The sequence below is a fragment of the Veillonella parvula genome (genome assembly GCF_040094895.1).
In the GTDB taxonomy this organism is placed as follows: Bacteria; Bacillota; Negativicutes; order Veillonellales; family Veillonellaceae; genus Veillonella; species Veillonella parvula_L.
This window is the reverse complement of sequence record NZ_JBBNGV010000001.1, coordinates 688,116-710,847: the sequence shown is the minus strand read 5'-3', so window position 1 is coordinate 710,847 and position 22,732 is coordinate 688,116. Positions and strand designations below refer to the sequence as shown.

Sequence of the window (22,732 nt, the reverse complement as noted above, 5' to 3'; positions counted from 1 at the left end):
AATAATTAAAAAATAATAACAAAAAATATGGATTTGATAACAAAAAATTGAAAAGTAATGCGATTTGATGTATAATAAATAAAATAGGAGGTGCATTGAATGTATACTGAAATTTCCAAAATAATTGAAGGTGCGTTATCCGGAGACAAGGAAAAAGTCTTTAATTATTCTAAAATATTGGCTAAAAATTTAGAAAATAATGGTGACTTAGCATTATCACGAAAAATAAATAATTTATTATCAAAAAAAAGAGGAGGAATATTGTCCTTAGATTCATTATCTTCTAAGCCTGTTGATGGTGAAAGCAGAATGGACATGGTGGATATTTGTTATCCAATTATTGATAGAGACAAATTAATTTTGAATAATGAAATTGACAACAAAATCAAGGAGTTTATAAAAGGTTATGAAAATAGAGATAAATTATTAAAAGCTGGAATAGATGAACCTTGTACATTGCTTCTCTATGGTCCGCCTGGATGTGGTAAAACCTCAATGGCACAATATATATCTATGGAGACTGGACTTCCATTAGTAACTGCAAGGTTGGATGGAATGATTTCATCTTTGTTGGGAAGTACAGCAAAAAATATTAGGAAAATATTTGATTTTGCTTCAAGGCAAGAATGTATCTTGTTTTTAGATGAATTTGATGTAATCGCTAAAATAAGAGATGATAAAAATGAGACGGGAGAATTAAAAAGAGTTGTAAATAGCCTTATTCAAAATATAGATATTTTTAGCAAAGATAGTATTATAATTGCAGCTACAAATCATCATGAATTACTTGATCCCGCTATTTGGCGTAGATTTAATAGAGTTTTGAGTGTTAGTAAACCAACAGAACTTGAAATTAATAGTTTGATTCATACATGTATCAATACATCAAAATTTAAATTTGATATTTCAGATAAGAAAATTGAGAATATATCAAGTTCGTTAATAGGATTAAGTCATTCTGATATTAACACTATAATGAATAATTCTATGAGAAGTTCCGTAATAAATGAAAAAAATGAGATTACATTATTTGATATTTTAAGAGAAGCATTTTTGTTCAAAAATCATTCAATAATTAGTGACATAGAGTTCCTTGAATTTTTAATTCAAGGAGGAATGACTCATAGAAAATTGCAAAGTTGTGGATTTCCACTGAGAAGAATACAGATGGTTTCTAAAAAGTTAAGGGGTGAATAATAATGAAAGAGAAGTTGCCAATTAAATTTTTTGCTAAACGTGAAGAAGATAAACAAAGAGTAGAAGGTGGAGGTAAAAAAGAACTTCCTAAATTTGTTCTAAGTGGTAGTGAGTTAAATGAAAAATCTGCTGAATTGTCTCGAATGATTTTTGATGCGTTAGAAGAAGATTGGGAAGACAGAAACATACCAGTTATAATTGAAGCAAAATTAAATAAAGATGCTCATGCTAAAAGCCATAGAAAGAAAATCGAGAATATATTTTTTACTAATAAGAATAATGTTATTGGAGTTTCAGATGAAAATACTTTAATTGTTCGTGTAGATTCTCAAAAAGATGGAGCTAAAATTAAAGAAAAAATAACCGATGTTAAAAATAATGCATATGGTATTTCGGGTATTGACAATATCATTAAATATAAGCCTACTGTATATAAAACGGAAGGCGTCTCTAACTATAAAGTGAAACTTTTTAACTTCAACGAGTTTTCTATTAACACAAGTCATAAAGCAAAATTTGAGATGCTTTTGAGAAATGAACATGTAGAATTCGCAAAAACAAATTATACGAAATCACTGATAATATATAAACTATGCAATATATCAAATTTGCAAGTGGATCAGCTCGTAAATAGCACATTATTTGACTTAGCAGAAGAATTTGTTCCTATGCCATATGTATCAATTAATTTAGATGTTTTGAATAAAAAAGATGAAATTAAAGTAAAAGAATATGATGTTGATAAAAAAAGTGAGATTGTCGGTGTTTTAGATAATGGAATATGTGGGATAGCCCCATTAAAGTCATGGATTTATGGAAATAGAAATTCCCCATATCCAAATGAATTAATATCGGAAAGTCATGGAACATTTGTTGCGGGTGTTATTACATATGGGGATGAGTTTCAAGGAGAAGAAGTTGTCGGGGCTAAAAATATAAGAGTCTTTGACGCTGCGATTTTTCCAGATACTCAAAAGGAAAGAATAGAAGAAGATGAATTAATAGAAAACATTAGAGAGGTTATAAAAAATAACCATAAAGAAATAAAAATATGGAATTTATCAATAAGTATTGTTCGAGAAATATCTGAACAAAAATTTAGTGATTTTGCTATTGCATTGGATGATATTCAAGACGAATATAATGTCCTAATATGTAAATCAGCTGGAAATTGTACTAATTTTGCTAGAGGAGGTGCTGTTGGCAAATTACACGAAGGAGCTGATTCCGTTAGATCATTGGTGGTTGGATCTATTGCAGATAAAAAAGAGGATGGTTGGATATCTGAGCCATATAACTTATCGCCATTTTCGAGAAGAGGTCCAGGTCCTGCATATATAATAAAGCCTGATATTGTTCATTTAGGCGGTAATGCTGGAGTTAATTCACAAGGAGAGATTATTCAAGGGGGAGTAAAATCATTTTCTAAAAATGGAGAGATTGCAGAACAAGCAGGCACTAGCTTTTCCACCCCTAGAGTAGCTGCTTTAGCTGCGGGATTATTAAATGAAATGGATGAAGAATTTGACCCGTTGTTATTGAAAAGCTTAATAATTCATTCAGCTAATTATCCTAATAATACTGAAATACCAGAATTTGAAAGAACTAAATATCTTGGTTTTGGATTACCTGATACCGTTCATAACATATTATATAATACTCCAAATGAAACAACTTTAATACTGCGTGATGTTCTGCCAAAAGGAAGATTTATAGATATTAAAGACTTTCCTATGCCAGAATGCTTGGTAAAGGATGAGTTCTTTAATTTTCAGGCCATTGTAACACTTGTATATGATCCTATTTTAGATCCAACTCAAGGGTTCGAATATTGTCAATCGAATATAGATGTGAGGTTTGGTTCTTATGATGAAAAGGTACCTAGAGATACAAGTAAGAATTGTATACTAAATCCGATTGGAAGGAGTGGGGCTCAAAATATATTGGTGGGTTCATTATATAGCAAGGTCAAAATGAGAGAATCATCGAAAGAGTTTGCGTTGAAAGAAAGAATGTTAATTCAGTATGGAGACAAATATTATCCAGTAAAAAAATATGCAGTGGATACATCTGAGTTAACAGACGGGAACAAATTGAAATATACAACTGCCGATAAAAAATGGTATTTAACTATAGATAACACTTATAGAAGTAGTATTGAAGATAGGGCAGCTATCGAGAATAGGGAATTAAGTCAAGAATTTTGTTTAATCATCACAATTAAAGATCCAACTAATACTTGTAATGTTTATAATGGTATTACACATAAACTCGATGAATATAATTTTTGGCACAATAATATCAAAATATCAGAAAACATCAATATTAATTTATAAAAGAGCATTAAAAATGGGTAAGAAATTAATTATCTCTCAATCTCCTTACCCATATAAATTCCGTAATTTTTTCGTATCTTGTAAAGCTCGTCCATAGCAGATTTTGAGGAAGAATACTCTTGCATAAGGGTATTCTTTTTTTTTGTAATTTATCAAGCTCAGCTAAAATATCTTTTGAATTTGGGAGCTTAGAATAGGATTTTTAAGCTCTGAAAGAGCATTTTCATATAGGGTAATCTGAGCTTTGTACTCTTCAAAAAATGCCTTGTCAGATGGATCAGCCTTATATTCCTTGTAGCATGTCATGTATTTTTTAACGGTATGAACTTTCTTCATAGTGGTAGAAAGCATCTGTATTTCCTTGTCAATAGCCTTGACTTTATCCTGTAAATCTTGCTTTTCATCGGCTGCTTTCCTGATATAATCATCAAGCTGCTTAACGAATTTAATGCCATGTTTTCTGATAAAGATAACGGATTCTGCCATTGTATTAAGATTATGTTTGGTTGCCCAATATTTGTAGCCTTTGCTCTCCTTTACCGTTGCATTGGTATTCATATCAATGACATTTCCAATGCGTTTTTTGACAGCAGGGGTTTTAATAGACACTTTTAATCTTTCTTCGGTATAATCTTCTCCGATTGTTTTGCTTTTGTAAATCTCGGCTTATCTTTCGGCTTAAAAGCAATGTGTTTGCCATACTTAATTTCATAGCCAAGATCAGCCATCTTCTTTAGAAATTCATCCCAATCATGAGATTGCTTTATCATTCTGTCAATGTCAAATTGAAGTCTGCTTTTCCAAGAAATACCACGCTTTGCCTGTTAGTTTTCATACCAAGACTTACCGTTAATTTTATATTTTTCTTATAGCTTTCGTAAAACTCATCAATGACAGATAAGTTGTTTTCTTTGCACAGTTTATCACTTTGATATCTGATTTTATGATAATTTTTCTTATTGGACTGATAGCATTTGCCGGTAACCATATTTACATTGTTAAAGATGATGTGGTTATGAATATGCCCCTTATCTATGTGAGTAGATAAGACAAATTCATACTCATTTTTTAATATCTTTTTACACAGTTTCATACCAATCTGGTGTGCAATTTCAGGCGTAGATTCTCCCGGTAAAGAGGATTGAATAAGATGTCTTGCAAGAACAGTTCCTTTTGTTCCTGCATCATTTCGTGTTCTTAAAAATTGTGTATGAGCAGTTTCTTGATGACATTTATGTGTACTTACCAAGATTTGTTCATCTGTTTCTTCTCCATTTACGATGTAGTCAATGGTAAGATTAAGGGTTGATTTTATAGGGTGTATTTTTGTAATAGCCATAAAAACTAATCACCTCCTGAAGTCTTGTTAAGGAGCAGAGAATGAATTTGCCATAGTTCTTTTGAGAATTGTTCAATCTCTTTCTTTATATCGCTGATGTCCTCTTTGTAGATTATACCTGTCGAATTTACTCTCTTTGCAATCTGATTGATGTTGTTTGTAGTGTTGGAAAGTAATCCTTGTAAATCTCGAAAAGGCTCTAAATCTACTTGATATATTTCTTTTTCTAAAACGCATTTGCGGATATTTAGTGAAACCTGTTAAATCCGCAATAGCATATATGCCAAATGTAAAGTATGAGTTACCATATGATGGAGCAAAGGAAATGCTATTGGTTGATGATGTTGACAACAAAGAATTTTTAAATGGCTTATTTAATTCAATGTATGATGATTTACCTGTACCAAAACTAAAGAAATAATCAAATTTGAATTTGAGGGGGGATTTTTATGTCTACAATTAAAATTGAAAACCTCAATTTCTCATATTATGGTTATGTAAAACCTGTATTTGAAAATGTATCATTTTCATTTGATACAAATTGGAAAATAGGATTGATAGGAAGAAATGGAATAAGTAAATCAACTCTATTTAAGTTACTTTTAAATTAAGAAACTTATCAAGGTAAAATAAGTAAGGATGTTGATTTTATTAAATTCCCACCCAATTTAAGTGATACTTCAAATTAGGAATTGAGTTATATAAAGAACTAATATCGGATGAGAAAGAATGGAGATTATTTAGAGAACTTAATTTGTTAAATGTAGATGAGAACCTTGTTTATAGAGGATTTGAAACGCTTTCTAAAGGAGAACAAACAAAAATCCTTTTAGCTATTTTATTTACAAGAGAAGATGGTTTTTTACTTATAGATGAACCAACAAACCGTTTAGATATGGACGGGAGAAAAATTGTAAGTGAATATCTGAAAAATAAAAAAGGTTTTTTACTTATATCTCATGATAGAGATTTTTTAGATGGCTGTATCAATCATGTTATTTCGATTAACAGAAACTCTATTGATGTTCAATCAGGAAATTTTACATCATGTCATGAAAACAAATTGATGAAAAATCAATTTGAAATTAATGAAAACGAGAAATTAAGAAAAGATATTAAACGATTAAAAGAAGCTGCAAGACAAAGTAAAAACTGGTCTTATAAAATTGAAAATACCAAAAACGGTGTAAAAGTATCAGGTGTAAAGCCGGATAAGGGACATATAGGTCATCAGTCAGCCAAGATGATGAAAAAATCTAAGAATTTGGAGAATAGACAAAATAAGGCAATAGAAGAAAACAAAATTTACTAAAAGATATTGAAACAAAGGAAAGTCTATTATTGCATCCATTACATCACCACAAAAATCCTCTAATATTGGTTAGAAATTTATTATTATATTATGGAGAAAGACAGATATTAAGCGATGTAAGTTTTGATATAAAACAGGGAGATATAGTGGCTATATATGGGGGTAATGGTAGCGGAAAATCAACCTTAATTAAAATTTTATTGGGTCTAAATCACGAGTACGTAGGTGATGTAAAATTAGTAAGTAATTTAAAAATATCATATATTCCCCAAGATACATCAAATTTAACAGGCCACCTAAATGAGTATATTCATAAGCAAGGTGTTGATGAAACATTGTGCAAAACAATTCTTAGGAAATTAGATTTTGCAAGAGAATTATTTGAAATGGATATGAAAAACTATAGCGATGGACAAAAAAAGAAAGTTTTAATTGCTGTAAGTTTATCAAAGCCGGCTCATATCTTTGTTTGGGACGAACCATTAAATTATATAGATGTAATATCAAGGATACAGATTGAGGAAATTATAAAAGAAACAAAACCTACACTTGTATTTGTGGAACACGATAAGAGGTTTGTAGAAGATATAGCTAATAAAACAATACGATTATAAACTAAATAACAACTCTCAGTTTGTCTGGGTAATATTTTTTAACGATAACCTTATGCTATCGTTAAAAAGTATGTGGATATATTCCCACATACAAACGCAACTACTTGATATACTTGGTGTTCACTCAATCCACGTTGAGGCGGTGGCTTTGATCCCTAGAAACAAAGTGACGCAGTGAGTGATAGCACCGCCCATGGCAGGTATGTCCAAGAATTCGAGCGAAGTGAAGAATGATTGGGAACAGCCTACTGCTGAAGCTGTTGCTTTGCTCACCAAGAGTGAAAGGATGCCCATATAATCAAATTTAAAATAGAAAAACCTAGAATTTATTTAAATTACAATTTTAGATTTAATATTGTGAGGAATAATATGGATTTTATACATGATAGACATAGTAATATCCTTTACAGTCTTTATGGTAGTAAAGTAAATAGAATCAAAATTCATAATAAAACATTAACGTTAACAGTTGAAGAAATGTATCAATTGTTAGATGGTGAAGAAAAAGCATTCTCAGGAGAAATATGTTTTAACAACTGTGATGTGGATTTGTGTAAGGTACTAATATTTAACAAAACCTTGGGTGAAGGTCGCTTTTATGGAAAGTCTCTTTGTTTACAAGATTTTATAAATGAGTATGTAGACTCAGAATTTGAAATAATTACTGAAGGCTATTTTGCCAATACAACTACATATACAGGCTGGCTTTGGGTCGATGAAAAATCTCCAGTATCCGCCATTATGTATATTTGGAATAGTGGGGATATGGTGTATGGTATAAAAAAATAAACTCTATTTTTTACAGATAAAATTATGCTGGATATAGGGGAGAGAAAGATTGATATGATCCTTTTATAGGTATTGGGAGCGTAGAGCAAGCCAGTATGAAGGATTGGCATTATTATAGAAATCCATTACGGGTTTATTGTCCTGATTTTGATATCTTAGTTCCTTATTTTAATTAAGTGTATCCTATTATAGATGCATCATATAATACTGAAAGAGATAGATTTGATGTATGCTTTGATAATTGGATTAAGAAAGATTACTGGATTAAAATAATTCATAATATTGAAGTTGATCTTATAAACTTTAGTAAAGAAGAGTAAGAGTTTTTAAACACATTTATTGCTTGGATAACGGACGCACTTCAACATACATCTGTTATAGTAGTTGAGGGAAATCTATAAAATAATCAACCGTATAATATGGGGGGAGTACTTTTATAATCATGAAACCTAGAGAATTATGTGAAAAAGCTTGGCAAGAGATTGCAAGTAAATTCTCTGATTTTAAGGTAGTTAGTAAAGGTCAGAAGTTAAAGAAATCATCTAAAAATAAAGACCTTACTTTTGAGATATACTTTCAGGCCAATAGAAATAATTATGCGTGTAGTATAGAATTTGTTCCACATATTTTTATTTATTCAAAAGATATGAAGAAGGCTAATTATCATAATGGATTTGTTTATGGCGGAGAACTTGGAAGTTTATTAAATAGAAAAGCTTGGCAGTGGTGGCAATTAGCAGGAGCAAGCTATCAGTATACTGTAGATGAAGTTAGCAAATTACTTGAGGAACATATCATACCAATATTTGATGATTTTGAAGATACAGAAAGTAATATTGAAAAGTTTATAGATGGAGATATAGTTGATCATAATTTACTGTATTATATTTATCACTTTGGTGGGAAAGCTAAGGCTCAGCAGTATTTTAATAAGATAATTGAAAAAGATAAGTTAAGAAGTAAATATATTGGCTTTTATAATCATTTGAAAGACTTGCCGAAGGAAAGTATCCTATTAGATGAAGGAGAGTTTTATGGAGCTGATATGGTTAAGTTTGCTTTTATCAATGGACTTGAAATAGATAAGTAATAGTTAAGCCCTTCTCTTATGCGAAGGGCTTTTACTATACACTCATACTTATAAATGTAATATAATGTAATTAGTGATAATCATTTTAAAAATATAGTTCATGGGAGAGAGACATGATACAGTTAAACGACTTAGGTACTTTTGAATCTGTACCTCATATAGTAACAGATATTGTAACAGGAAATATTAGTGCTTTAAAAAATGCATTAGCAGATGGTTGGGATATTAATCAACCTATAGAAATTGGTGAGTATAGTGAGCATACACCCTTAGAATTAGCTTTAGTCATGTGTTGTTTGCCAAGTGTTCAATGGTTAGTAGAGCATGGCGCTGATCTTGATGATGAGGAAAATCCAAGTTTCTTATTAGCTGTACGGTATGGTAATAAAGAGATTATAGACTATGTTGTAGAGCATGGTGCCAATGTTCATGCTTTAAATCGTGTGAAAGTAGATGCCTTTCAAGCTGCTTTATATGGCAAGAAATATGAGAACCTACAAATTATTCATGACTTAGGCCATAGTGTGCAGAAATATGGCGGTAAAGCTTTCAGAAATGCCATTACAGATAGAAATTATGAGGTTCTAGATTTCTTTATTAATAATGGTGTAGATATTAACTACAACAAGCCTGATTCTGTATATCCCTTTAAGCCGACTCCATTGTGCGTTGCGGCTCGGTATGTAGACTTAAAGATGTGTAAATACTTGGTAGAACATGGTGCTGACGTGACTATTACGGAAAAGGATGGTATGCGTCCCTATAGCATTGCCATTGAAAAAGGCGATATGGAAATGGCCGAGTATTTTAAATCTTTAGAGCCTGCTGAGTTCCATGATATACAAAATAAAATGGATCAATTAAAGCCATTTAAATTACCAAAAGCATTAGTGAATTTTTTAGAGGGCAATCAACTTTACTTTGAATTACCAGACTCCGATTTTATATCTATAGAGTTCTTCCCACTTATTGATACGATTCCCTTTAAAGTAGGGCGTCGTAATTTATTGCGTTTATCTAAAGAACTAGGAGAGTATAACGATTGGCAAATTGTATGGGATCCTAAAAATAAAAAGATTGGTTGTTATGATATAGAACATCAAGAGTTACGAGAACTTTGTAAATTTGATGAATTTATGGCGGATATGTCAGGTCAATTAGAAAGTTTATTTTAAAATAAGGTAATTTTAATATGTAGTTAAGGAGAGTAGGATACATATGACAGCTGACTTTGAGAAAACATATACGGATTGGTCCATTGATGTAGGCACCTATACATATGAAGGTATTACACTGAATGAAGTTGAACAAAATTTGTATGCTATTGAGGATCAAGAGCAAGACTTTGTAGTTATCTCTCCATCAAAGGCAATCTCCATAGATAATAAACTATATAACTTTCTACAAGTTTGTAGTGATGAAGATACTGATTTATTACATATAGAAATTAGTGTAACTAATAATGGTGACCGAGGCGCTATTATATATGGTAAGAATGAGCAAGGTCCCCAAGAGGTATTAAAGATAATAGAGGATTTTATTGTACATAATAAGATGCCAGCATTAGATAGTTGGGAAATAGTGCTAGATTTAAGACCTAAGATGGAAAGCTATGTAAAGGATTCTGAAAATGACTAATCATGTAAGATATGATGAACAGTTAAGACAATACACCTTGTCTTATGAAGGAATACAATTTTGCTGGGATGAGGTTCCAACGGATGCTAATGTAGAAACTGCTAAATTATTAGCAACTAATTATCATAAGAATATAGATTCTATTGTTACTTTCATTCATAACGAAATTAGAGATTGGTATGGCGATGTAACTATTGATGAAGTGAAAACACGGATAGGTATACCTATTATTGAACCAGATCGAGATGCTGTGACCTATTGTGAGCAAACCTTTGATGATACGCACATCTTTTCCTTTACATTTTGGGATGATGAATTTAAAGATTTACACTACTTTGCTATAGATGGATGATATATTCTTAATGATTTAGTCATTTTGAAATATATGCGGAGACTACTATGCTATATACACCGAATAATTTTTTGTATAAGTATATTCGCTATCGATTTAGACGGATTCAGATTCAATGCAACATGGTATATGATGTAACACCAGAGGAAGAACATGAGATTTGCCGTGATTTATTAAAAAAGAGAGCGAAGGTATTAATTCCTGTTGGCATATTATATTGTTTGATCTTTGCTGTAAGTTTCGTTTGGCTATTAGGAACTAGTGAAGAATTAAATCCCTTAATGCAATGGGAAGTAAGCGTAATAGATTATGTGAAGCCAATTTTAAGTACCATTGATTTTGAATGGTATGCATATTCCCTTGACCTATTGCGATTAGTAGTTATGTTAGCCCCTATAGCGATCATAAATGTATCTCCTTATATCATTTTTTCCTATATTGTTGATACCATTTTGATACGACGCAGGGTAAAAGATTTAATTAAAGAATATTCCACTGAGGAGAAACCATTTGGTTGAAATAATCTATATAACTAGGAGAGAGTATTATGAGTAATCTAAAAGACTTTGATTGGACCGGATTTTGGAACGATGTTGATTATGCATTTGAATCCTATATAGGTAAACCTGTTACCGATAAGGATATTAAGGATGCTGAAACTGAGCTAGGCTATACATTACCTGCAACATATATTGAATTACTTAAGCATCATAATGGCGGTGTATTGAATAAGAACTGCTTTATTAATAATGATGGTGAGTGTGTATATGTGACAGGTATATATGGCATTGATAGAGATAAAAAGAACTCTATCTTTGGAGAATTTGGCAACGAATTTTGGATTTCTAAATGGGAATATCCTCCTATTGGTGTCGTGGTGGCGGATACGATTTCTGGCGGTCACGATATGATTTTTCTCGATTATCGTGAGTGTGGTCCTACAGGTGAGCCTAAGGTAGTCCGAGTAGACCAAGAAGGGGATTACTCTATCACTCTTTTAGCAGATAGTTTTGGGGATTTTATTAAGCAATTATATATAAGCATAGAAGACATTACGGATGAAGAGTTTCAAGCGTTAAGTGATGAGGATAAGGTAAAACTTATTAATGAACAAGAGGATCTAGATATTGATCGTGCTATGGAGCTTTTAACTAATATAGGTATCGATAATTTATCTCCTATATTGTTAAGTACCTTAGGACGTATCTACAACAATAATGACCGTGCAGCAGAAGCTGTTGAGTTATTTGAACGTATTGATGAGTCTTACCGTGATTGGTCTTGGTATTATCGTAAGGGTTATGCGCATGCCTCTTTAGCACATGGTGAAAGCTATCATTCTGAACATGTTCAGCAAGCTTTACAGTTAATTGAAACTGCTATGAAAAAGACAAAAGAAGCACACTTAGAAAAACAACTGAGCTGGTGTTGTGAAGTGGTAGCATATATTTTATCTTTTATAAAGCCAAGTGAGTATGAAAAGGATTATCCTATGATTTTTGAAACGATTAGAACGTTCGTTAATAAGAGACAAAATACTGAAATTAATGAACTTGACGCAGAGCAACTTGAAATATCAGAGGATAACTATCCTTCTTATAGTGCAGTGCATTGGGTATTCAATAAAAAATCATATAGTAAAGAGAATTTTTCTAAAGAGTTTTATCAAATATTAGAGGAGTATGCTGAGTATGGTGCTAAGGAAAGTGCATTAGCGCTATTAGAAGAGCCTGAAATTTTAGTGACTTATGAAGCATGGATCGAAAGTGAAAATCAGCTCCATAATAATGAACGTTTAAACGATGAAGAGTTACTAGAAGAAGAAAAAGAAGATAACATGTGGCAAGTAGAAATCATGGCCTATATTATTGCTGATAATGGTAAATATTTTACGGGAGAAGAACTTACCTTTAAGTTACAAAATTTAATGGCTAATAAAGAATTAGGCGATCATGTATTCTATGAAGGCATAGAATACGAGGGACATGAGTGCGAGGGACATGGCCTCATCGATAATGAAGATGGTATTCCTGTTTTTTATGTATGTTGTGGCAGCTAAGTAAATAATCCATCATATAAATCAATCATTATTAATTAAAGTTTATTGTTTTGTGTGTTGGTTAATATTACTACTTTAGAATGATTTCATATACATATTAACTGGGATGAAGGGATGCGTATTGTATGTCGTTAAGTGTTGAACGTTTTTTATCTTTTTCTGAAGAGGCGCAATTGCAAACTATTAAAGATCTTAATGATATAGGACAAGAGGAGATGATTATTGAGGCATTAACTGGTGTAGGCATCGAGAATCTATCTGTACCTTTATTAGGTGAGCTTGGTAGAGTGTATAACAATCATGATAAACCGGAAGAAGCTATTAAGGTATTAAACTCTATAGATGAAGAGTATAGAGATGCTGTTTGGCATTATCGTTGTGCTTACTCTTACGGATTTATTGCTTCGAATAATAATGAAGCATATACATCTGATAATATGCAACATATGCTATCACTTGTAGATAATGGTATACGACTAGCTGTTAGTGAGAATCGAAATAATATAAAAGAATATTTCTTTGAGCTTATTGATATGTGTTATATGCAGATGGATTTTGAAAGGTGTGAGTCTGATTACCCAGAATTGTGTTCTGCTTATAGTAAATACGTAGCCGAAAAACAGAAGAATAGGATAGGTGTATCTCAGCATCGGACTATAACTGTTGAAGAGATTAAAGAAACTGACGATATGTGGACTATTAATGAACCTGCGTATTGGACCATAAATATTTATGGCTCTTATGATGATTATATAGAAACATCTAAAGAGTTTACATTAGAGCAACGATATCTTAATGCAATATGTTGGTATTTTGCTGAGGTCAATAATGGTGGTCATCACCAGTTTTTCTATAACTCTACAGGTATTGTATGGGAAGATGCTTTAGCGGGGTTGCGTCTATTCAATATGAAAGCGTTGGCAGATAATTTTCAATCAGTACTAGATTTCTTTGGCGGTACTGTACCATTTGATAGAGCGGAGCGGTGGCACTTATTACAAAAATCTGAGGATAATCCAGAGTTCTTTGAGTTTCTAGATGGAAAAGATGATGTAGTATATGAATATGATGGAATCTTTGAAGATGCATTTGTACATGAACATCCTGAATTATTTGTATTTGATGGTACCTATAAAGTTCCAGAATAAGTTTGGCTATATTTAACAAGATATAATCGATGTAACCGGTACAACTGGTACTTTCACTATGTTAATCGATTTTATTATGTAGTAACTTTCACCAAGTAGAAACGATATATTAGAGGTATTACATGTTAGATAAACAAGGCGTATATGATTGTTTGCGTGACCATCATATCGATTTTGAAATTACAGATCACGCACCATTATTTAGTATGGACGATAAGCCAAATGTGCAGTTACCATATCCTGAGTGGGATGCGAAGAATTTATTTATTAGAGACCATAAGCGGGAGCATTACTATTTAATTACCGTTCGTGGATCAAAGCGTGTAGATTTAAAACAATTTCGTAAAGATCACAAACTTAAAAAATTTCCTTTGGTTCCGAAGAAGAACTATGGGATATATTGAAGATTAAACCAGGTCATGTATCTCCATTTTGCTTGCTCCATGATGAAGAGCATAAAGTACATTATTATATTGATGCGGACTACGAAAACAATTTAATCGGCATTCATCCGAACCAAAATGATGCGACTGTGTGGCTTCAAGGCAAAGAACTAGTTAAACTTATTGAAGAGCATGGTACAATAGTAGAATATATTACATTGTAATTTTGAAGTGTTTTAGGAGCAGTTTAGGAAGATCTATGAATAGAACATTATTAAAACGTATGATAGTTACATCTGTTATTGCCGTATTAGGTGTAAGCACATCTTTTGCAGCTCTTGTTATGGAGCGAGATCAATCTGTAGATACAGCACCTATTGTAGGTATGTATCGTTTCGAAGTACCTGTAGAGCTACAAGGAACTTATAATAGTGCAGGTGTAGCTAATCTGACAGCATCTATGGAGAAAGAGCCTAATACATTATCTATGAATGTAGCCCATGTAAAGGGAAATCCAGCTGAGTCTTATGTAGTTGAAATCTATAAAGATTTAGCTGCTATTGAAGCGCATCGCAAATCTGATCATTATCAAGCTTTTGTTAATGAAGTCGGTTCTAAATTAACGAATCGTAAGATGTACGATGTACAGTCTGTACTTTTATTTGAAAAGAAAGATGCATTATCTATCGTAAATGATGGTAAGGCAGTAGTTACCTTAACTGAGTTTACTGTTGATAGCAATGAAATCGATACGGTACAACGACAATATCAACTTGATATGGAACGTGCCGTTCGGGATGATGCGGGTTATAAGGCTGGTTATGTGCTTCGTGAAAGAAACGCAAAAAATCGCTGGTACGTCATTCAGATCTATAGCGATCAGGAAGCCCTTACTAAACACTTGAATAGTCCAGGCTATCGCTTTATGATGAGCCAAATCCAAGGTAGTCTACAAGGGGTTACTACTAAAGTATTAGATGGGGATATCCTCGTAAACCATGGTGGTCAAGCTTTTGTTAGACCTTAGTCTTTGATATAATACTAATCAGTAAAGTTACTGCTAGCATATTATGTGCTAGCAGTTTTTTACTATATAATAGGTTTATAATTTAGTTAATTCTATTTAGGAGTTATACATGACACAGCAAGAACGATTGCACTATCTTTTAGAGGGATTAGTAGCTGAATATAAAGAGAAATATAACGAACATATAGATATTCCAGTAAATGAAGAAGAACAATTTACTCTATTTAGAGCACTATGTAATATTCGTCCTGCAGGAGCCATGCCCACTGAATGGATGAAGATAGAGGATGAATATTTAAATACATTAGCCCATGAAAAGGGCATTGTCACAATTAATGATATGGAAGAACGAGAGCCTCAGATTTATTTGTGGCAAGGAGATATCACTCGATTATCTGTGGATGCTATTGTAAATGCAGCCAATAATCAATTACTTGGATGTTTTGCTCCAAATCATAAGTGTATCGATAATGAAATCCATACCTTTGCTGGTATAGAGCTTCGTATGGAATGTGCTAGAATGACTGAGTATATGGAAATGCCTGAAAAGACGGGTGTAGCTCGTATGACCTATGGTTTTAATTTACCTGCCAGTCATGTTATCCATACGGTAGGGCCTATTGTTTATGATACTGTTACAGACTTAGAAAAAGAACAACTGTCATCGTGCTATAGATCTTGCTTGGAGCTAGCTAATGCTTATAGTTTGAAGTCCATTGCATTTTGCTGCATTTCTACAGGTGAGTTTAGATTTCCTAATGAATTGGCGGCCCGAATTGCTATTGATACGGTGCGTACTTATTTAAAAGAAACTAATAGCAAAATACAAGTGGTATTTAATGTATATAAGGATATAGATTATGACATCTACAACAAACTATTGGGATAACTAACATACTCCTTTTGAAATTCATAAAAATGCTGTATCATTTAATAATGACATACAAAAGGTATTGAATGATTTGTTATCTTAAGAAGGAGTTAATGTACTATGAATTATAAATACACCTATGAAAGCCCATTAGGAACTATGGTTATGCTTGGTACATTATCATACCTAACAGATTTATTTTTTATTGATGAAGCTCATGCACCTAGTTATGATGATGCGGAGTATATAGAGCAACTAACAGGTCCATTTGAAGTAACAATTATGTGGCTAAATCAATACTTTAATGGTAAAAAGCCCTTTATTACACCTCCTATCCAGTTAGAAGGTACTGAGTTCCGTAAATCCGTATGGTCTATATTACAAACAATTCCTTATGGTGAAACTACAACATATGGAGATATTGGTAAACAGATTGCACAGCAACAAGGTAAAGAGAAATTCTCTGCTCAAGCCGTAGGGGGGGCTGTAGGGCATAATCCAATTTCTATCATCGTTCCTTGTCACCGTGTTATTGGTAGTAATGGCCAGTTAACAGGATATGCAGGGGGCATTGAACGTAAGAAATATATGCTAGACCTAGAGTTGGAGCATAAATAAAGTAATAGTAAATATAAAATATAGATAATAATAAAAGAGATTACTTCTATGTATAGTTAGACATACATAGAAGTAATCTCTTTTTTGTGTTTAGATATATTTAGTTGTAATGTAAATAGATATCGTAATAATTAGAATATGAGCAAATACAATACTTTAACAATGTACTTATTTTAAATAAATTTGTTTTCTAAGGTACCAATACCGCTTATGGAAACTGTAACAATATCTCCTGGTTTTAACCAAGAATACTTACTTTCATTTTTACCTAATACTACACCACTAGGCGTACCTGTAAAGATAATGTCACCTTCTTGGAGTGTCATATATGTTGATAAGAAGGCAATAATGTTATAAGGCTTAAAAATCATTTGTTCTAGCTTTGCTTGTTGACGTATTTCACCATTTACTGCTGTCGTAATAGTAGCACCTTCAAAGTCAAAATCATCAGGAGATACAATATTAGGACCAATAGGAGCAAAGTGATCAAGCGATTTGCCAAGAATCCATTGAGAGCCTCTAAATTGTAATGTACGGGCAGATACGTCATTGCCAATGGTATAGCCTAAGATATGTTCCATTGCCTTTTCAGGAGATATGTTTTTACCAGATTTACCGATGATGATAACTAATTCTCCTTCATAATCGTAATGGAAAGTTTCGTCTTCAATGGTAATTGTATCATGATTACCTGCAAGAGCATTTAATGTTTTCATAAAGATTTCTGGAAAATCATGTGTAGCTAGACTAGTTTCAGCAATATGATCAGCGTAGTTAAGGCCAATACAAATGATACTTTTAGGATTAGGAATTAAAAAATGTTTATTTTCGTTCATAATAGGGACCTCCTAGTAAAATAGGATAATGTATATCTGAAATTATTATAATATAAATAGGGCGGCAGCTATACTGTAAAGAAACAATTTTTATATTCAATGATAGTATAGCTGGTGGCCTATTTGATAATATACATATCTATTAATATGTTACCTATGTATAGATGATATATCTTAATAGATACTATATCTGTATATATAATTTATCATCTCTATAGAATCTATTGAAAATACAAGATGATAGTGATAAGATTAAGTGTATATCAATATAAATGGAGGTTATTGTTATGAGCAAGAATATTGATTGGGATAATCTCGGTTTTGGTTATGTAGAAACCGAATACCGTTATTTGACTACATATAAAGATGGTAAATGGGACGAAGGTGGTTTAATTACTGATGCTAACGTTGTCCTTAATGAATGTGCTGGAGTATTCCAATACGCTCAAACTGTCTTTGAAGGGTTGAAAGCATACTACACAAAAGATGGTCATATCGTATGCTTCCGTCCAGATTTGAATGCAGAACGTTTGAATCAATCCTGTGAACGCCTTGTAATGCCTACATTACCTGAAGATCGTTTCCTCGAAGCTGTAAAAGAAGTTGTAAAAGCAAATAAAGACTTTGTTCCTCCATATGGTCATGGTGCAAGCCTTTATATTCGCCCTTACATGATGGGTACAAACTCCGTTATCGGTGTAAAACCTGCTGATGAATATCAATTCCGTGTGTTTACAACACCAGTAGGCCCTTACTTCAAAGGTGGTGCTAAACCAATCAAAATTCGTATCACTGATTTTGATCGTGCAGCTCCTCATGGTACTGGGCATATTAAAGCTGGCTTGAACTATGCTATGAGTTTGTATGCTATCACTGATGCTCATAACAAAGGCTATGCAGAAAATATGTATCTTGATGCGGCTACTCGTACACATGTAGAAGAAACTGGTGGTGCTAACTTCATCTTCATTACTAAAGATGGTAAATTAGTTACACCTAAATCTGATAGTATATTGCCATCTATTACACGTCGTTCTTTGATGTATGTAGCAGAACACTACCTTGGTATGACTGTAGAAAATCGTCCTGTTCGTAAAGATGAATTAAAAGATTTTGCTGAAATTGGTCTTTGTGGTACAGCGGCTGTTATTTCTCCAGTAGGCCAAATCGATACTCCAGAAGGTACTATTAATGTACCTGCTGGCATGGATGATATGGGTCCTATCACTAAAAAATTATATGACACATTACTTGGCATTCAACATGGTGAAATCGAAGCTCCTGAAGGCTGGGTAGTTAAAATTTGCTAATCCTTTAGTAGATTATATAATTTAATATGTAAATAGAAACTAATATGTAAATAGAAACGGCATCTATCATTTGATAGATGCCATTTTTTGTATTTTATTATTTTAATAAAGTAAATAAGATATTAGCAATAAACCTATTAGTAAAATAGTAGACTATTAGTTAGATTTTGCTCTACTATGCACCTTAGCCATAAATTTTTCGTTGTTAATAACAAATCGTTCATGTGTGCCACGACCAATAATACCAACACCATCAGAGGCTTCAATATCGAATGTTATTTTACGACCTTCTACAGCACTTACAGTAGCTTTTGCTGTTACTGTTGCGCCTAAAGGCGTAGGGGCCTCATGAGTAATAGATAGGGAGATACCTACTGTGCCTTCACCGTCCTCTAAATATGGCTGTACTGCAGCTTGTGCAGCTTCCTCCATAAGTGCACACATCGCTGGTGTAGCAAAGACCTCTAAAGAACCAGACTTCATTGTTTTTGCAATATTAGATTCAGTTACTATAACTGTTGCTGTAGCTGTTTGACCTGCTGATACCATATTATACCTTCTTTCACTAAGAATATTCTCATTATACTAGTATTATACATCTAAAATTAATTATTATGCTATTGAAATTATATATATTTTAACTGGTAATACCTTAGGAAATAGAATGTTTATGCTCTAAAAACAATAGTTTTAACTGGTAGAAATTAGATAAATAGAGTATTAAAATTGCTATTCAGATTAAAATTAAAGAAATGTAACTAGTTATAACTGTTCTATAGAATACGTGATATAATGAAGCTAGTCTTTTTAATACGAGGTATATATGAGTAAAAGAAATTTAAAACCTTCTGGTGAAGGTTGGGTACAGTTAATAGCAGGTATTGGTTTCATTGTTTTATTAATTGTCATAAATATAGTAGATCCTACGTTTTATCCGACTATGTGGCACTTGGCAACGAGTGGCTCTATGGAGGAGGTAGCGGAGTATATTCAAAGCTTTGGTCCTATGGCCATGGTGGTGAGTATGGTCCTCGATATTTTTGTTAATGCCGTAGGCTTTTTACCATCGATCTTTATATCTACAGCTAATGGCTTGGTATTTGGTATGTGGCCTGGGATTATTATCTCTTGGCTTGCTGAAACGATTGGTGTGGTCATCAGTTTTTACATTATGCGTTACTTCTTACGTGATACAGCGGACAAGTTGATTGCTAAAAGTACCGTGTTAATGAAAGTAGATGATTTTTCGGGTAAAAACGGTTTTGTGGTCATGTTATTTGCACGATCCTTACCGTACTTCCCGTCTGGCGTTATTACAGCCTTAGGGGCCATTAGTAAAATCAAACCTAGAGATTATATATTGGCAAACTTGATCGGTAAATTCCCATCAACAGCTCTTGAAGTAGCTATCGGTACAGATATTGTAAACTTCCAAGAGAATATGGGGCGCTTAGGAATCATCGTAGTTGTTGCAGGGGTTGTATACTTTATTCTTTGGAAAGTATATAAGAACTACATCAATAAGAAAAATGCTGAACAAGAGCATGATCCTAATGCTTAACAATTTCTAATTAATTAAATGTTATTCAATTTAGTATATATGAAAGAGGCGATAGTATGAGCTTTTCTCTTCCTGAACGCGTAACCTTAAAAGGTCCAAATTTTATTCGTGAAGTATTCGAACGTGGCGTAGGTGTAGAAGGTTTTATCAGCTTTGGTATCGGTAATCCAGCACCAGAAGCGATTCCTGTAGAAATCATCGAAAAGGCTTTTGATGAAGTGGTTCACTCTAATCCAATGAGTCTTTTACAATATGGACCAATGCAAGGTGATGCACGATTAGCAGAATTGACATTAGATCGTCTTGTAAAAACACATAAGATGAATCCGGAAGGACAAGGTCTTATCATCTCTAATGGGGCGGGTCAACTCTTAGGTCTTGTACCGATTACTGTATTAGAACCTGGCGATGAAGTATACATGGATGAATTCACTTTCACTAGTGCAATCAATTCTGTACGTAACATGGGTGGTAAAGCATTAGGTATTAAAACTGACGAGCACGGTATGATTCCAAGCGAATTAGAAAAAGCGGTCCAATCTGGTAAAGGTAAATATATTTATCTAATTCCTAACTTCCAGAATCCAACAGGCATTACTATGCCTTTAGAACGACGTAAGGAGATTTATGCTATTGCATCTAAATATGATTTATTTATCTATGAAGATGATCCATATGGTGAAATTCGTTTTGCTGGCGAATATATTCCAACTTTCAAATCATTTGATATCGAAGATCGTGTTCTGTATGCAGGTTCTTACTCTAAGACTTTATCTGCAGGCTTACGAGTAGGATTTCTATTTGGTCCTGCTAAAGTGATTGAAGCCATCCAAGCATTGAAAAATAATACGGCCGGTCAAATGCCATTAGTAACTCAAAAGGTGGTAGCAAAGGTTCTGGAGACCATTGATTACGATGCTCATTTAGATAATGTACGAAAAGTATATAAAATGAAATGTGAGGCTTTACTTAATGCTTTTGAAAAGTATGCGAGTTCTAAAGTTCATTTGACACAACCTACAGGTGGTATGTTTGCATGGATGACGATGCCTGAGGATGTAGATTGTGATGTATTCTTTGAAACTTGTATGGATCGCAATGTAGGGATTATTAAATGTGGTGCCTTTGCAGCAGATGGGGCAGGAGAAGGACATGCATTTCGTTTGAGCTATACGGTGCCAACAGTAGAGGAAATTAAAAAGGGGATGGAAATTCTCGGCGGGTTAACTAAAGAATTTTGTGGTGAGTAATATATTGATAATTTTTGATATAACGTGATACAATGTAAGCGTAGATACATTGTGTTTACCATATAAAAAAGTTTTTAATATAGATGTGAGGTATAGCCTCAAAGAAAGTAGGTGTTTACTATGGGTTGCGGTAGCAGCAGTGATTGTGGCGGATGCCCATCTCAATCTTCTGGGTGCGGTGGTGGCGCGCCTCAACAACCTCAAGATCTTACAGCTCAATTACACGAGCTTAGTTCTGTTAAACATGTAATTGGCGTAGTATCCGGTAAAGGCGGCGTAGGTAAATCCTCCGTTACCAGCTTGATGGCCATTACAATGGCGCGTAAAGGTTACAAAGTAGGTATCCTCGATGCGGATATTACAGGTCCTTCTATTCCTAAGATGTTCGGCATCAAGGAAAAAGCATATGCTGATGAAATCGGCATGTATCCTGTAAAATCCAAAGGTGGTATCGACGTTATGTCTGTAAACCTTCTTTTGGAAAATGATACAGATCCTGTTTTATGGCGTGGTCCTATTTTAGGAAATGTAGTAAAACAATTCTATACAGATGTTATTTGGAAAGACATCGATTATTTATTCGTTGATATGCCACCAGGAACAGGTGACGTTGCGATTACTGTATACCAATCCTTGAAATTGGATGGAATCATCATCGTTACATCTCCTCAAGACTTGGTATCCATGATTGTTGAAAAAGCAGTTAAAATGGCTGACTTAATGCAAGTGCCTATTATTGGTGTGGTGGAAAACTATTCTTATTTCCATTGCCCAGATAACGGTAAGGATTATCAAATTTTCGGTGAAAGCCACATCGAAGAAATCCTTCAAAAATATGGTCTATTATTGTTGAACCGTTTACCAATTGATCCGACTATTGCAGACCTTTGTGATAAAGGTGATATTGAGTCTATCGAAAAAACAAATTTAGAGGACGTATCTCTACCTGAATAGGATTCATATGATGAAAGCTGTGCATACTTAGTAATGCACAGCTTTTTA

At 33.2% G+C, this 22,732-nt stretch carries 21 protein-coding genes and 3 pseudogenes; 20 read left to right on the top strand and 4 right to left on the bottom strand.

What is annotated here, in order from left to right; all coding sequences use genetic code 11:
* The first annotated feature begins 99 nt into the window (after window positions 1–99).
* Both AAAT26_RS03315 and AAAT26_RS03310 read left to right on the top strand, forming a co-directional pair.
* Entirely contained in the window at window positions 100–1,197 is a 1,098-nt protein-coding gene (locus AAAT26_RS03315; protein ID WP_349208848.1) for an AAA family ATPase, read from the top strand.
* Window positions 1,198–1,199: 2 nt separating this feature from the next.
* On the top strand, window positions 1,200–3,533 hold the full coding sequence (locus tag AAAT26_RS03310; RefSeq protein ID WP_349208847.1) for a S8 family peptidase: 2,334 nt from the start codon (window positions 1,200–1,202) through the stop codon (window positions 3,531–3,533).
* A 29-nt stretch (window positions 3,534–3,562) separates the two neighbouring features.
* Here the strand turns inward: AAAT26_RS03310 and AAAT26_RS03305 are convergent.
* A pseudogene (locus AAAT26_RS03305) lies at window positions 3,563–4,872 on the bottom strand (relaxase/mobilization nuclease domain-containing protein).
* Window positions 4,873–4,877: 5 nt separating this feature from the next.
* Window positions 4,878–5,117 (bottom strand): plasmid mobilization relaxosome protein MobC, encoded by a 240-nt coding sequence (gene mobC, locus AAAT26_RS03300; RefSeq protein ID WP_432049347.1) that lies wholly within the window; start codon window positions 5,115–5,117, stop codon window positions 4,878–4,880.
* Window positions 5,118–5,122: 5 nt separating this feature from the next.
* On the opposite strand from mobC, the gene AAAT26_RS03295 reads away from it, so the two are divergent.
* The 14 genes and pseudogenes from AAAT26_RS03295 to AAAT26_RS03230 all read left to right on the top strand — a co-directional run bounded on the left by AAAT26_RS03295 (window position 5,123) and on the right by AAAT26_RS03230 (window position 16,773).
* Entirely contained in the window at window positions 5,123–5,293 is a 171-nt protein-coding gene (locus tag AAAT26_RS03295) for a hypothetical protein (protein ID WP_432049345.1), read from the top strand.
* 28 nt (window positions 5,294–5,321) lie between these two features.
* A pseudogene (locus tag AAAT26_RS03290) lies at window positions 5,322–6,798 on the top strand (Lsa family ABC-F type ribosomal protection protein).
* Between the two features lie 369 nt (window positions 6,799–7,167).
* Window positions 7,168–7,587: a hypothetical protein gene (locus AAAT26_RS03285; protein WP_349208846.1), complete on the top strand. Its 420-nt coding sequence runs from the start codon at window positions 7,168–7,170 to the stop codon at window positions 7,585–7,587.
* Between the two features lie 442 nt (window positions 7,588–8,029).
* The gene (locus tag AAAT26_RS03280) at window positions 8,030–8,677 is read left to right on the top strand and encodes a DUF4304 domain-containing protein (protein ID WP_349208845.1); all 648 of its coding nucleotides are present in this window, start codon (window positions 8,030–8,032) and stop codon (window positions 8,675–8,677) included.
* A 113-nt stretch (window positions 8,678–8,790) separates the two neighbouring features.
* Complete coding sequence (locus AAAT26_RS03275) at window positions 8,791–9,852, top strand: ankyrin repeat domain-containing protein (RefSeq protein ID WP_316691914.1); 1,062 nt, start codon at window positions 8,791–8,793, stop codon at window positions 9,850–9,852.
* A 43-nt stretch (window positions 9,853–9,895) separates the two neighbouring features.
* Entirely contained in the window at window positions 9,896–10,315 is a 420-nt protein-coding gene (locus tag AAAT26_RS03270; protein ID WP_316691912.1) for a bacteriocin, read from the top strand.
* Window positions 10,308–10,667: a hypothetical protein gene (locus AAAT26_RS03265; RefSeq protein ID WP_316597611.1), complete on the top strand. Its 360-nt coding sequence runs from the start codon at window positions 10,308–10,310 to the stop codon at window positions 10,665–10,667. Before AAAT26_RS03270 ends, AAAT26_RS03265 begins: the two co-directional genes overlap by 8 nt.
* A gap of 47 nt (window positions 10,668–10,714) precedes the next feature.
* Window positions 10,715–11,185: a glycosyl transferase family 4 gene (locus AAAT26_RS03260; protein WP_316691908.1), complete on the top strand. Its 471-nt coding sequence runs from the start codon at window positions 10,715–10,717 to the stop codon at window positions 11,183–11,185.
* 29 nt (window positions 11,186–11,214) lie between these two features.
* Window positions 11,215–12,726: an SMI1/KNR4 family protein gene (locus AAAT26_RS03255; protein WP_316691907.1), complete on the top strand. Its 1,512-nt coding sequence runs from the start codon at window positions 11,215–11,217 to the stop codon at window positions 12,724–12,726.
* A gap of 125 nt (window positions 12,727–12,851) precedes the next feature.
* Window positions 12,852–13,874, top strand: coding sequence for a DMP19 family protein (locus AAAT26_RS03250; protein ID WP_325415691.1), 1,023 nt, complete (start codon window positions 12,852–12,854; stop codon window positions 13,872–13,874).
* 122 nt (window positions 13,875–13,996) lie between these two features.
* Window positions 13,997–14,481, top strand: a pseudogene (locus AAAT26_RS03245) (prolyl-tRNA synthetase associated domain-containing protein).
* Between the two features lie 35 nt (window positions 14,482–14,516).
* Window positions 14,517–15,284, top strand: coding sequence for a putative quinol monooxygenase (locus tag AAAT26_RS03240; protein ID WP_349208844.1), 768 nt, complete (start codon window positions 14,517–14,519; stop codon window positions 15,282–15,284).
* 109 nt (window positions 15,285–15,393) lie between these two features.
* A complete protein-coding gene (locus AAAT26_RS03235) occupies window positions 15,394–16,173 on the top strand; it encodes a protein-ADP-ribose hydrolase (RefSeq protein ID WP_349208843.1) in 780 nt (259 codons plus the stop codon).
* Window positions 16,174–16,275: 102 nt separating this feature from the next.
* Window positions 16,276–16,773 carry a methylated-DNA--[protein]-cysteine S-methyltransferase gene (locus AAAT26_RS03230; protein ID WP_314050875.1) on the top strand — a complete coding sequence of 166 codons (498 nt, stop codon included), beginning with the start codon at window positions 16,276–16,278 and terminating at the stop codon, window positions 16,771–16,773.
* Between the two features lie 173 nt (window positions 16,774–16,946).
* Here the strand turns inward: AAAT26_RS03230 and AAAT26_RS03225 are convergent, their stop codons facing one another.
* On the bottom strand, window positions 16,947–17,609 hold the full coding sequence (locus AAAT26_RS03225; RefSeq protein ID WP_349208842.1) for a fumarylacetoacetate hydrolase family protein: 663 nt from the start codon (window positions 17,607–17,609) through the stop codon (window positions 16,947–16,949).
* Window positions 17,610–17,896: 287 nt separating this feature from the next.
* On the opposite strand from AAAT26_RS03225, the gene AAAT26_RS03220 reads away from it, so the two are divergent.
* Window positions 17,897–18,919 carry a branched-chain amino acid aminotransferase gene (locus AAAT26_RS03220; RefSeq protein ID WP_349208841.1) on the top strand — a complete coding sequence of 341 codons (1,023 nt, stop codon included), beginning with the start codon at window positions 17,897–17,899 and terminating at the stop codon, window positions 18,917–18,919.
* A gap of 156 nt (window positions 18,920–19,075) precedes the next feature.
* Here AAAT26_RS03220 and AAAT26_RS03215 read toward each other — a convergent pair whose 3' ends face one another.
* Complete coding sequence (locus AAAT26_RS03215) at window positions 19,076–19,468, bottom strand: thioesterase family protein (RefSeq protein WP_278451605.1); 393 nt, start codon at window positions 19,466–19,468, stop codon at window positions 19,076–19,078.
* A gap of 274 nt (window positions 19,469–19,742) precedes the next feature.
* Here AAAT26_RS03215 and AAAT26_RS03210 point away from each other — a divergent pair, with 274 nt between their 5' ends.
* The 3 genes from AAAT26_RS03210 (at window position 19,743) to AAAT26_RS03200 (ending at window position 22,684) form a co-directional block, all read left to right on the top strand.
* Complete coding sequence (locus AAAT26_RS03210; protein WP_060918806.1) at window positions 19,743–20,480, top strand: TVP38/TMEM64 family protein; 738 nt, start codon at window positions 19,743–19,745, stop codon at window positions 20,478–20,480.
* Between the two features lie 56 nt (window positions 20,481–20,536).
* A complete protein-coding gene (locus AAAT26_RS03205; protein WP_349208840.1) occupies window positions 20,537–21,730 on the top strand; it encodes an aminotransferase-like domain-containing protein in 1,194 nt (397 codons plus the stop codon).
* Between the two features lie 120 nt (window positions 21,731–21,850).
* Window positions 21,851–22,684, top strand: a complete 834-nt coding sequence (locus AAAT26_RS03200; protein ID WP_004692972.1) for an Mrp/NBP35 family ATP-binding protein — start codon at window positions 21,851–21,853, stop codon at window positions 22,682–22,684.
* The last annotated feature ends 48 nt before the right edge of the window (window positions 22,685–22,732 follow it).